11 protein-coding genes are annotated in these 11,340 nt (G+C 56.9%); 5 read left to right on the top strand and 6 right to left on the bottom strand.

Annotation, left to right across the window (positions count from 1 at the left end; translation table 11 throughout):
• Positions 1-5: 5 nt before the first annotated feature.
• The gene (locus L383_RS22535; protein ID WP_023332304.1) at positions 6-1,067 is read right to left on the bottom strand and encodes an efflux RND transporter periplasmic adaptor subunit; all 1,062 of its coding nucleotides are present in this window, start codon (positions 1,065-1,067) and stop codon (positions 6-8) included.
• A 121-nt stretch (positions 1,068-1,188) separates the two neighbouring features.
• Entirely contained in the window at positions 1,189-3,897 is a 2,709-nt protein-coding gene (locus L383_RS22540) for a cation-transporting P-type ATPase (protein ID WP_023332303.1), read from the bottom strand.
• 488 nt (positions 3,898-4,385) lie between these two features.
• Between L383_RS22540 and L383_RS22545 the strand changes: the two genes are divergently transcribed.
• Entirely contained in the window at positions 4,386-4,634 is a 249-nt protein-coding gene (locus L383_RS22545) for a DUF1158 domain-containing protein (protein ID WP_023332302.1), read from the top strand.
• Positions 4,635-4,690: 56 nt separating this feature from the next.
• Here the strand turns inward: L383_RS22545 and L383_RS22550 are convergent, their stop codons facing one another.
• Positions 4,691-5,032 carry a RamA family antibiotic efflux transcriptional regulator gene (locus L383_RS22550; protein WP_014882877.1) on the bottom strand — a complete coding sequence of 114 codons (342 nt, stop codon included), beginning with the start codon at positions 5,030-5,032 and terminating at the stop codon, positions 4,691-4,693.
• A gap of 32 nt (positions 5,033-5,064) precedes the next feature.
• A complete protein-coding gene (locus L383_RS22555; protein ID WP_023332301.1) occupies positions 5,065-6,168 on the bottom strand; it encodes a RomA family MBL fold metallo-hydrolase in 1,104 nt (367 codons plus the stop codon).
• 190 nt (positions 6,169-6,358) lie between these two features.
• Here L383_RS22555 and L383_RS22560 point away from each other — a divergent pair, with 190 nt between their 5' ends.
• The 3 genes from L383_RS22560 (at position 6,359) to nfsB (ending at position 8,081) form a co-directional block, all read left to right on the top strand.
• On the top strand, positions 6,359-6,949 hold the full coding sequence (locus tag L383_RS22560; protein WP_032628741.1) for a TetR/AcrR family transcriptional regulator: 591 nt from the start codon (positions 6,359-6,361) through the stop codon (positions 6,947-6,949).
• Positions 6,939-7,307 carry an MmcQ/YjbR family DNA-binding protein gene (locus L383_RS22565; protein ID WP_014882874.1) on the top strand — a complete coding sequence of 123 codons (369 nt, stop codon included), beginning with the start codon at positions 6,939-6,941 and terminating at the stop codon, positions 7,305-7,307. The genes L383_RS22560 and L383_RS22565 overlap by 11 nt, the downstream gene beginning before the upstream one ends.
• Positions 7,308-7,427: 120 nt before the next feature.
• Positions 7,428-8,081, top strand: coding sequence for an oxygen-insensitive NAD(P)H nitroreductase (gene nfsB / locus L383_RS22570; RefSeq protein ID WP_014882873.1), 654 nt, complete (start codon positions 7,428-7,430; stop codon positions 8,079-8,081).
• A 27-nt stretch (positions 8,082-8,108) separates the two neighbouring features.
• Here nfsB and L383_RS22575 read toward each other — a convergent pair whose 3' ends face one another.
• Together L383_RS22575 and L383_RS22580 are read right to left on the bottom strand one after the other, a co-directional pair.
• On the bottom strand, positions 8,109-8,711 hold the full coding sequence (locus L383_RS22575; RefSeq protein ID WP_023332300.1) for a hypothetical protein: 603 nt from the start codon (positions 8,709-8,711) through the stop codon (positions 8,109-8,111).
• A 153-nt stretch (positions 8,712-8,864) separates the two neighbouring features.
• Positions 8,865-9,734 (bottom strand): helix-turn-helix transcriptional regulator, encoded by an 870-nt coding sequence (locus L383_RS22580; protein WP_023332299.1) that lies wholly within the window; start codon positions 9,732-9,734, stop codon positions 8,865-8,867.
• Positions 9,735-9,841: 107 nt separating this feature from the next.
• On the opposite strand from L383_RS22580, the gene L383_RS22585 reads away from it, so the two are divergent.
• Positions 9,842-11,278, top strand: a complete 1,437-nt coding sequence (locus tag L383_RS22585) for an MFS transporter (RefSeq protein ID WP_023332298.1) — start codon at positions 9,842-9,844, stop codon at positions 11,276-11,278.
• Positions 11,279-11,340 lie beyond the last annotated feature (62 nt).

Raw genomic sequence — 11,340 nt, 5'->3', positions numbered from 1 at the left:
GCTCCTTAATTCAGTATCTGGACGGCAGCACCGGGCTGTACACGCTGTGCACCGTCAGTGATCGCTCGCTCACCAGGCTTAACACCGGAAGCAATCTGGAACTGCTGCCCAACCTGCCCGGCAATTTTTAGCGGGCGTTTTTCGGCGTTTCCGTCGGCACTCACCACCCAGGCAAAGAATCCATCGCCATTCTGCTGGACCGCAGCGGCAGGGAGCGTCAGTACCGGCTGCTCGCTGGCCGGGCGCAGCGTCACATTTACGTTGCCGCCGGGCAACAGCTGATGGCGCGGGTTGGCAAACCCGGCGCGCAGCATCACGCTGGCGGTGCGCGGGTCGATGCGGTTATCCACCGAGGTCAGTTCACCGCGGATACGCTGTCCGTTGCTGTCAATGAATACCTGCCACGCCTGTTTCATGGCGCCGATATCTGCATGCTGTCCGGCTTTGGTGGCAAAGGCGCCCTCTTCCAGCGCAAAAGCGATGCGGATCGGATCAAGCTGGACTACCTCCACCAGCACGCCGCTTGCGGGGTTGACCAGGCTACCTGCGTGGAAGTTGCTGTGCCCCACGCGACCGTCAATCGGCGAGGTGATGCGGGTGTAGTTCAGGGTGACGTTGCGTGCGTCGAGCCGGGCTTTGGCCTGCTCCAGCGCGGCGCGGGCGACGTCGCGCTGCATACGCGCGTTGTCCACGTCATGACGGCTGATGGCCTTGCTGCTGCCCAGGCTTTCAAAGCGGGAAAGCTGCTGCTGCGCCTGGCGCAGCGTGGCTTCAGCGCTGTTGACTTCGGCCTGCGCCAGACGCACGGCGGCACGCGGCTCGGCATCGTCCAGCTCAAACAGCACATCCCCTTTTTTCACATACTGCCCGTCGCGAAAGTGGATTTTAGTGATAACACCTTCCGTGCGGGCGCGCAGCTCAACGGTGTGGATGGCTTCAATGCGCCCCGGGATCTGACGCTCGGCGGCGTGGGCGGTCTGCTCAACGGTGGCGACGCGCACGGGAATGGCGGCGAAGACGGGTTGCAGGGTGCAGGCAAGGAGTGCGAACAGGAGTGGGAATTTCATGGAAGTACCTCAGCGTGATTTCCCCCTCACCCCGGCCCTCTCCCCAAAGGGGCGAGGGAGAAAACCGGGCGGTCCCCTCTCCCCTTAGGGGAGAGGGATAGGGTGAGGGGTAAGGTTTTGGTTATGCAGCCTTACGGAACCTGCGGGTCAGTCGCTTCTCGATTTCGACGACGAAGAACATTCCCATTGCAACCGCCAGCGTCACAAACCAGTAGCGCAGCGGCAGCGCTTCGGTGCCAAACAGCATCTGCATAAACGGCAGGTAGATGATGGCGGCCTGGAGCAGGAACAGCACGCCCGTGACCAGCCAGATGCCCTTATTCGCCAGCAGACCACGGTTCAGGGAGAACCCTTCAGTGTTGCGGCAGTTAATCATGTACACCCACTGGGCGCAGACCAGCATCTGCAGCAGTACGGTGCGGATGAACTCCGCGCTGTGGCCGCGCGGGGCCAGCCAGGCCTCCAGCGCAAAGGCGGCAATGGCAATCATGGTGCCGACAAAGGCCACGCGCCACACCGCGTAGGCGTCCATCACGTGCTGCCCGGTCTGACGTGGTGGACGGCGCATGATATTGCGCTCGGCGGCTTCAAAGGCCAGACCGAAGGAGAGCGTGGCGGAGGTCGCCATGTTCATCCACAGAATCAGCACCGGCGTCAACGGAATGATGTTCCCCGCCAGCAGCGCAATCACAATCAGCAGCCCCTGCGCCAGGTTGGTCGGCATGATGAACAGGATGGTCTTCTTCAGGTTGTCGTAAACGCGACGCCCCTCTTTCACCGCGCTGGCGATGGTGGCGAAGTTATCGTCCGTCAGGACCATGTCCGCCGCCTCTTTGGTCACTTCCGTGCCTTTGATGCCCATTGCGATGCCGACATCCGCCTGACGCAGCGCCGGGGCATCGTTCACGCCGTCGCCGGTCATACCGACGATTTCACCTTTCTCCTGCAGCGCTTTCACCAGGCGCAGCTTATGCTCCGGGCTGGTACGGGCAAAGATGTCATAGGTCACCGCCGCATCCGCCAGCTCGGCATCGTTCATCTTCTCAAGCTGATAGCCGGTCACCGCCTGCTCGCTGTTGGTGATCCCCAGCATCTGGCCGATGCTCATCGCCGTCTGCGGGTGATCCCCGGTGATCATCTTCACGCGGATCCCCGCCTGCTGACAGGCGTTAATGGCATCAATCGCCTCCGGGCGCGGCGGATCCATCATTCCGGCAATGCCGAGGAAGATCAGCCCGTGGCTCAGATCGTCGTGCGTGAGCGCCGTTTCGCCATTGGCTGGCTTAAACGCCGCCGCAACCATGCGCAGTCCCTGACGCGCATAGCGCTCCATCTCGTTTTCCCAGTACGCGCGGTTGAAGGCGTCTGCACCGTGGCGGGTTTGCTGCTGCGCGCACAGGGCGAAAATGACGTCCGGCGCGCCGGTGATCAGGATCTGCTCCTCGCAGCCAATCTGATAGTGGGAGCTCATGTACTTGTACTGCGAGTCAAACGGGATCTTGTTAACCAGCGTCGTTGTTACCGGCGCGAGGTTGGCTTTCGCCGCCAGCACCTTCAGCGCGCCCTCGGTTGGCCCCCCGGTGATGCCCCACAGGCCGCGCTCGTCCTGAATCAGCTGGCTGTCGTTACAGAGGTCAATAGTGCGCAGGTACTGCTCCAGCACGGTGCCCGGCTGGATCTGCACTGGCTCATCGCTGCCTTCCAGGTAAATGTTGCCCACCGGCTCATAGCTGTTGCCGTCCACGCGGTAGCAGGTGTCGGCGGTGATGATGGCTTTGACCGTCATCTCGTTCATGGTCAGGGTGCCGGTTTTATCCGAGCAGACCACGGTCATCGCGCCCAGGGTTTCAACCGTCGGCAGCTTGCGGATGATCGCCCGCTTGCGCGCCATCGCCTGCACGCCCAGGGAGAGGATAATGGAGATAATTGCAGGCAGACCTTCCGGTACGGAGGCGACCGCCAGGCTGATGAGGGAGAGCAGCAGCTCGCCCATTGGGATCTCGCGGAATGCCAGGCTGAAGACAAACAGCGCGGCCATCATCGCCAGAATAATGGCGAAGATCGCCTTACCCAGCTTGTCCATCTGCACCAGCAGCGGCGTGCGGTGTTTTTCAATGCCCGCCATCATCTGATTGATATGGCCAAGCTCGGTCTCCTGCCCGGTGGCAATAACCACGCCCACGCCACCGCCCGCGCTCACGGTAGTGCCGGAGAAGACCAGGTTGGTGCGATCGCCCAGCGGCAGCTCACCGTTCAGCGGCTGAGTATGTTTATCCACCACGGTGGATTCACCGGTCAGAATCGCCTCTTCCACGCGTAAATTATGCGCCTCAATTAAACGCATATCCGCCGGAATACGATCCCCGGCGCGTAATACAATAATATCGCCCGGGACTATTTCAGTTGTGGGGAGCGTTTCATGATTGCCATTACGAATGACGCGCGCTTCGCTGGAGAGCATGTTACGAATACTCTTCAGGGATTTTTCCGCGTTGCTTTCCTGAATATGACCAATTAAGGCATTGATAACCGCCACGCCTAAAATAACCAGCGTATCAACCCAATGCCCCATGACCGCCGTTAATACCGCGGCGGCAAGCAGGACGTAAATCAGTACATCGTTAAAATGCGCGAGAAAGCGCAACCAGCCCGGCTTGCCTTTTTTCTCCGGCAATGCATTCGGGCCATGTTTTTGCAGACGCGCCTGCGCCTCTGCGCGGTCCAGACCGCTCACCTGGCTCTGCGTATGAGCCAGCACCTGCTCTACGGTCTGCTGGTATGCCAGCCCGCCGGAAGGCGGCATGTTTGGGGATAATTTTTTTTCGGTCATCGTATTTTTCCTTCAATATCCGGTGAACAGAAGCCTGAATTCCTTTCGGGCTTTAATTTATTCATTTTTAAGTCTTGCGGCTAAAATTGATCTACCGCAATATATTTACCGCTGGGTTATTCAAAATTAATTACGATTATTTCGACAAGCTGATTTTTACAAAATATTTCTAAACCAACGCTAAACGAGGGGGAAGCATGTTTGGTATTTATCGCGGACGACGCCTGGCGTTATACATTGTCGCAGCCATTGTTATTGCGACGTTAATTGGATATAGCACATATAGTTTTGTAAAATTATTTTCATGATGCAGACATTTATTTACATGGCATAATATTAATATAATCACCACGATTAAATCATTCTCCTTACGCGCTTTATTTGCCGGAGAAGGTGATTATTTCATTAAAAAAGCCCAGGCAGGTTGATATTGCTTTACGTTAAAGGATGCCGGACAATGACATTTTTAACTGACGATTAACATTACGATGAAACACCCGTTAGAATCGCTGCTGACTGCCGGGGGCATTTTATTACTGGCGCTGATCTCTTGCCTGCTGTTGCCCGCGCCGTCGCTGGGCCTGGTGCTGGCGCAAAAGCTGATGACGACCTTTCACATGGTCGATCTGAACCAGCTTTACACCATTTTGTTTTGCGTGTGGTTTTTACTGCTTGGCGCTATCGAATTCTTCGTGCTGCGTTTCGTCTGGCGCCGCTGGTTTTCACTGGCGTCATGAATGCATAAAAAAGCCGGGTAGCAGCTTCGCCTTACCCGGCCTGTGTGTTGTCAGTTTCAGTGCGTCCGACTGTGGTTTTCCTTGCGGTACGCCCCTGGCGGCTGATGGAAGGTGCGGGTAAAGATGCGCGTGAACGTCTGCTGCGATTCAAACCCGTAGCGCAGGCAGATCTCATAAACGCGCTCGTCCGATTCACGCAGATCCCGCGCCGCCAGCAGCAGCTTGCGTTCGCGAATATAGCGCCCCAGGCTTTCACCTTTATACTGCATAAACAGCCGCTGCAAATGCCATTTGGAGTAACCCGCATGGCGGGCAATGTCTTCAATGCGTAACGGCTGGTGCAGGTTGTCGTCGATCCATTCGACGATCGTATCAATGACTTGAGCGGAAATGGTCATACTGCTCTCCCCTTCTGCTTCTTGCTTAAACATTATTCCCACCACTGACGAAAAGTTTGTGTGGTATCACTCACCCGAACGGGCTCGCCCAGTTCCGGCGTGAGCAGTCGATAGTTTTTATCCTTGCTGGCTTTTGCCAGCTGGATCAGTGGGTCGTTCCAGGTGTGTTTCGCCAGCACAAAACGACCGTTATGCCCCGGCACCACCGCCTTTGCATTCAGGTCGACCGACGCCTGAGCCGTCTCCTCTGGCAGCATGTGGATGTACTTCCAGTCCTGGTCATACTGGCCGTTTTCCATGATGGCTAAATCCACATCACCAAACTGCTCGCCGATTGCCTTAAAGTGCGGGCCGTAACCAGAATCTCCGCTGTAGTAGATCTTCTGCTCTGGGGTGACAAACATAAAGCTGCCCCACAGCGTCTGGTCACGTTTAATGCCTCGCCCGGAGAAGTGACGCGCGGGCAACAGGTGAACCGTCAGCGCATCGCTGATGTGCACCGACTGATTCCAGTCGCGTTCGTCGATAATCTCTGGCTTCATCCCCCAGTAGCGCAGGTGTGACCCTACCCCGAGCGGCGTCACCACGCGTTTCACCTTCGGCAATAACGCCCTGATGGTGGCGTAATCCAGGTGGTCGTAGTGATCGTGAGAGATAATCAGCAGATCGATCTCCGGCATGCTCGCCGCGCGCCACGGATACTCCCCCGCAAAGGCTTTATTGAGAAACGAAAACGGCGCGGCATAGTTACCAAGGACCGGGTCGATCAGGATGCGTTTTCCCGCCAGCTGCAGATACCAGGAGGAGTGGCCGAGCCACACCAGCGTGTCCTGCTCCAGCGGCAGGCTCGCAAGATCGGTTTTCACCAGCGGCAGCGGCTGAGCCGGGCGGGCGTTTTCGGTTTTACGGGTCAGAAATTGCCACCACGCCACCAGCATATTTTGTTGGCCGGTAAAGCCAGGCGTCGGGAGCGTATTGTGGAATTTCCCCTCGTAGTAGTGCGGAGACGCTTCCACTTCCGTGAGCTGCGCACCCTGCGGTGGCTGGCCAAAACCGGCATTCAGAACAAACGGTAAACTCGCAGCTGAAGCAATAATCATGACGAACACCACGCAGATGAAGAGAGTTTTTTTCATATCCTGACCCGAAAACGCGAGCCATCCGATGGTTTGCGTGGGGTAAACTTGATTATGAGTGAGTAAGCACTCATTATAGATATGATGAGAAAGTCGTCAAGACGTTTTCGATCTTTGACATTCCGCGTTGCAGCGTGTCAAAGCACGTGTTTCAATCGGGGTTTTTATCAGTGAAAGGGGGAAAAATTTAGTGGCACGTCCGAAGAGTGAAGATAAAAAACAGGCCTTACTGGACGCCGCAACGGCGGCATTTGCACAGTCAGGTATTGCCGCCTCAACGGCGCTCATTGCCCGTAAGGCGGGTGTCACCGAAGGCACCCTGTTCCGCTACTTTGCTACCAAAGACGATCTGCTGAATGCCCTCTATCTGCACCTGAAGCAGGATCTCTGCCAGACCATGCTGGCGAACCTCGATCGCACCATCACGCTGCCGAAAGAACATACCCGCAATATCTGGAACAGCTATGTGGACTGGGGGATTCGTAACCCCGTGGCGCATGCGGCTATTCGCCAGATTGGGGTCAGTGAAAAGCTGAGCGCCGAAACGGAAATGGCGGTGAAAGAGATGTTCCCGGAACTGCATGAATTGTGCCGTCGTTCGGTGCGACCGGTGTTTATGTCGGATGAATTCAAAACGTTTGGCGATGCGCTGTTTTTATCGCTGGCCGAAAGCACGATGGAGTTTGCCACCCGCGATCCGTCCCGCGCCGTCGATTTTAAAGCCCTGGGTTTTGAGGTAATGTGGCGCGGACTGGCTCAGGAGGAGAGCGATGGACAGTAAATCCTTGCAGGAACACGCGAAGCGCGTCGCGCTGGAGATGCCTTTTACCGAACACTGCTGGCCGTTCGGCCCGGAGTACGACGTCTTCAAGGTCGGCGGGAAAATTTTCATGCTGATGGCAACCGCACACGGACGGCCGCACGTTAGCCTGAAATCCGATCCGGAAACGTCGCTGTTAAATCAGCAGATCTACCGGGGCGTTGAGCCTGGTTACCATCTGAATAAAAAACACTGGATTTCCCTTTACGGCACCGAGGACATCACCCCGGAACTGGTTGCCGACCTGATTGCAGATTCCTGGAATCTGGTCGTTGATAAACTGCCGAAGAAAGACCAGAAGTGGATACGCCCTGCCTGATTGTTCGTCTGAGACGAACAGATTAAGCGCTCGAAATGCACTTATCTTTTGCCGCTTTGCGCGGTAATCTGCTCTCCTTTCGCGCCCGCGTACGGGCGAATTTCATTACCAGGAGTAGTTATGGATATCATTTCTGTCGCCCTGAAACGCCACTCCACCAAGGCGTTCGACCCGACTAAAAAACTGACCGCTGAAGAAGCAGAAAAAATCAAAACCCTGCTGCAGTACAGCCCGTCCAGCACCAACTCCCAGCCGTGGCACTTTATTGTGGCCAGCACCGAGGAAGGTAAAGCGCGCGTGGCGAAATCCGCCGCAGGTACCTATGTGTTCAACGAACGCAAAATGCTGGACGCCTCTCACGTAGTGGTGTTCTGCGCGAAAACCGCGATGGATGATGCCTGGCTTGAGCGCGTCGTGGATCAGGAAGAAGCCGATGGTCGTTTTAACACGCCAGAAGCCAAAGCCGCGAACCATAAGGGCCGGACTTACTTCGCCGATATGCACCGTGTGGATCTGAAAGATGATGACCAGTGGATGGCGAAACAGGTTTACCTGAACGTCGGTAATTTCCTGCTGGGCGTGGGTGCCATGGGTCTGGATGCAGTGCCAATCGAAGGTTTCGATGCCGCGATCCTCGACGAAGAGTTTGGCCTGAAAGAGAAAGGCTTCACCAGCGTAGTGGTGGTGCCGGTTGGCCATCACAGCGTGGAAGATTTCAACGCCACGCTGCCGAAGTCTCGCCTGCCGCTGAGCACGATTGTGACCGAGTGCTAATCCCGACGGGCCGCCGCGCGCGGCCCGTTACGTTTTACTGATGACCAGTCTGCGATGCGGATGGACATCACGATCGTTTCCCCAGGCAAAAGCAATCCAGCGTTCTTCCAGTTCAGCGTATGAACTCACTGGTGTTAATTCCCACTCTGCGCCTACCGTACCGTCCGCCACGCTTATCTGGTAATTCATGCTGAACGCCCAGTCTATCATCCGCAACCAAAACCGCTGCCCGTCTCCCGTTTGCTCGCTGTCTGAGACCACGATATCGTATTCGCTGAGCACCCACTGAAAGAAAAGTTGTGGCAACCCGCTGATAACGGATTGATGGACCGCGCGGGGCGTACGCCAGACCATCACTTGCGTGGCGGCACCGTGAGGAAAGGTAATTTCTTTATGAAACGTCAGCTTCACGGCATATACCGTATAAGGCTTACCGTCGTCGGTGGTCACGAGACGGTATTCATCGCTATAGCGCGACTTCAGAAGCCGATACCCCACAGGCAACAAAAAACCTGGCAGATGAAAATCCACCGTGCCCCGCAACAGAAACGCTTCGGTATGTTCAACGTTTTGAGTGATAAGCCCAAGTTTTTGGCTAAATTCTGCGGAATCAATCATCAGTGGCGACATCGGTGGTTTCTCATCGCGTAAGTATAGTCCACTTCACTACTCATCTAAATGATGTAGATTCAGCAGGTTGGTCTCATTCAGACCTTATCTTACGCAATGTGAACCGACACGGCAGGATCCGTGCTGATTCCCTGAAAACGTCTCGCAAAAAAATTATTTAGCCTGTTCCGCCAGCCATGCCATCGCCCTCTCCCCCGCCTCGTCCACCGGTAAATAGACCAGCAGCCGCGACCCGTTTCGCGGTGCGGAGTACCAGTACATCTGCTGCAGCGTAAAATCCCCCAGCTCGGGATGGGTAAACAGCTTGAGCTGGTTCTCCACGCCGCGCACGTCGTTGCGCTGGTGCCACAGCGTTTTGAACTCCTCAGACACCGCAAAGAAGCGCGCCAGTTTAGCTTCCCACAGCGGGTCGCCCCGGTGCTCGGCCATCGCCGCGCGGAAATAGGAGACAAAAATCGGCAGCACATCATCGCGTCTGCCGAGCCGCGCGCGCCACGCGGGATGGGTGAGAAACAAGTAAATACAGTTGCGGTCCTCCGGCGGGATTTCATTGAAATCAACGCCCATCAGATGCCCAAAACTGTCGTTCCACGCCACGATATCGAAATTGGGTTTCTGGATGCTGGCAGGTTTTGGCATCAGCGTATCCAGCAGGCGACGCGTGCCTTCGCTGATCCCCTCGCAGCAGACCGCCTGCGGTGCTTCGCCCGGCGGCAAACCGGCGAGCACGAAAAGATGCCGGGCTTCGGTCGGAGTACACTGCAGGGCTTTCGCTATGGCTGCCATCACTGCGCTGGACGGATTGACGTCCCTGCCCTGCTCAAGCCAGGTATACCAGGTCACACCCACTTCGGCGAGCATCGCCACCTCTTCGCGGCGCAGACCCGGCGTGCGGCGGCGTCCGCTGCGCGGCAAACCGAGACGCTGCGGATCGAGGCTTTCACGCCGGGCGCGTAAAAATGCGCCCAGCTGTTTTCGCGTGTCATCCTGAAGTGAGGCGACGGGTTCAGACATCAACGCCATAAATCCCCCTGCATGGTAGTGCCAGTACCAGTATAAGCAAGAACTGGTACCCGTTTATCAGATGGTTGATGCTACGACCATCTGATGAATGACGCAATGGAGTTACCATGAATACGTCAGTTGTTTCACCGGGTCGCGCAGGCCTGATATTGCTGTTAACCGGCCAGATGCTACCCATGATTGATACCTCAATCACTAACGTGGCGCTGGACGCCATTACCCATTCACTGCACGCAACCGCCACCGAGCTGGAGCTGATTGTCGCGCTTTATGGCGTGGCGTTTGCCGTCTGCCTCGCGCTCGGCAGCAAGCTGGGAGATAATCTTGGCCGCCGTCGCCTGTTTATGTGGGGTGTGGCAATCTTTGGCCTGGCCTCGCTGCTGTGCGGAATGGCGGGGAACATTGAACAACTGCTGGCCGCGCGTATTGTTCAGGGGGCGGGTGCCGCCCTGATCATGCCGCAAATTCTTGCCACGCTGCACGTCACGTTAAAAGGCACAGCCCACGCGAAGGCGATTAGCCTGTTCGGCGGCATTGGGGGGATCGCGTTTATCGTCGGCCAGATGGGCGGCGGCTGGCTGGTATCGGCGGATATCGCCGGACTGGGCTGGCGTAACGCCTTCTTTATTAACGTCCCCATCTGCCTGGTGGTGCTGGCGCTGAGCCGTCGCTACGTGCCGGAAACCCGCCGTGAAACGCCGTCGCGCATCGACTGGACAGGGACCGTCTTGCTGGCCATTATGCTCTGCTGTCTGCTGTTCCCGATGGCGCTCGGCCCACAGTGGCACTGGCCGTGGTCGCTAAAGGTTATGCTTCTCGTCATTATTCCGCTGGCCTGGCTGATGGCACAGAATGCGCGCAAAAAAGAGCGTGGAAATGCCCATCCGCTGATCCCACCGCGTCTGCTTCAGCTCCGCAGCGTTCGCTTTGGCATCGTGATTGCGCTGCTCTTTTTCAGCGTCTGGTCCGGGTTTATGTTCTGTATGGCGCTGACCATGCAAACCGGTCTGGGGATGGCGCCGTGGCAGTCCGGGAACAGTTTTATCGCCCTCGGGGTGACCTATTTTATCTCCGCGTGGTTCGCGCCGCGGCTGATTGCGCGCTACAGCACCAGCACGATTCTGCTCACCGGCCTGGCAATCCAGATAATCGGCCTGCTGGCGCTGATCGCCACGTTCCGCTACTGGGGAGTGCAAAATACGGCGCTGACGCTGGCGCCAGCCACCGGGCTGGTAGGCTACGGTCAGGCGCTGATTGTGAACAGCTTCTACCGCATCGGGATGCGCGATATTCAGCCTGATGACGCAGGGGCCGCCAGCGCCATCTTAAGCACCCTGCAGCAGGCCGCGCTGGGGCTTGGCCCGGCCATTTTCGGGGCGATTTTGCTGCACGGGCTGCAACATCATCACGGGGATTACGCCCAGGCGATTAACCTTTTCCTGACGGTGGAAACCGGCCTGATGGTCATCCTGGCGCTGGCAACGCTGCGCATCCGCCATCGGCTGTGTTTACCCGTCGTGAAGGTCTGCCAGGCCAGCAAATAAGCCTGAGGTATTTGCATAATAGATCCGCAGCCGCCATTATGGGGCTGCATCAATACAGGAGA

Source organism: Enterobacter sp. MGH 37, assembly GCF_000534515.1.
GTDB lineage: Bacteria > Pseudomonadota > Gammaproteobacteria > Enterobacterales > Enterobacteriaceae > Enterobacter > Enterobacter kobei.
This window is presented reverse-complemented; position numbering and strand designations above follow the sequence as displayed.

Bases quoted from the DNA above. Each gene is read 5' to 3' on its own strand.
- L383_RS22550 (WP_014882877.1), bottom strand. From the start codon at position 5,032: ATGACCATTTCCGCTCAAGTCATTGATACGATCGTCGAATGGATCGAC.
- L383_RS22555 (WP_023332301.1), bottom strand. From the start codon at position 6,168: ATGAAAAAAACTCTCTTCATCTGCGTGGTGTTCGTCATGATTATTGCT.
- L383_RS22535 (WP_023332304.1), bottom strand. From the start codon at position 1,067: ATGAAATTCCCACTCCTGTTCGCACTCCTTGCCTGCACCCTGCAACCC.
- L383_RS22565 (WP_014882874.1), top strand. From the start codon at position 6,939: ATGGACAGTAAATCCTTGCAGGAACACGCGAAGCGCGTCGCGCTGGAG.
- L383_RS22545 (WP_023332302.1), top strand. From the start codon at position 4,386: ATGAAACACCCGTTAGAATCGCTGCTGACTGCCGGGGGCATTTTATTA.
- L383_RS22575 (WP_023332300.1), bottom strand. From the start codon at position 8,711: ATGTCGCCACTGATGATTGATTCCGCAGAATTTAGCCAAAAACTTGGG.
- L383_RS22585 (WP_023332298.1), top strand. From the start codon at position 9,842: ATGAATACGTCAGTTGTTTCACCGGGTCGCGCAGGCCTGATATTGCTG.
- nfsB (WP_014882873.1), top strand. From the start codon at position 7,428: ATGGATATCATTTCTGTCGCCCTGAAACGCCACTCCACCAAGGCGTTC.
- L383_RS22540 (WP_023332303.1), bottom strand. From the start codon at position 3,897: ATGACCGAAAAAAAATTATCCCCAAACATGCCGCCTTCCGGCGGGCTG.
- L383_RS22580 (WP_023332299.1), bottom strand. From the start codon at position 9,734: ATGGCGTTGATGTCTGAACCCGTCGCCTCACTTCAGGATGACACGCGA.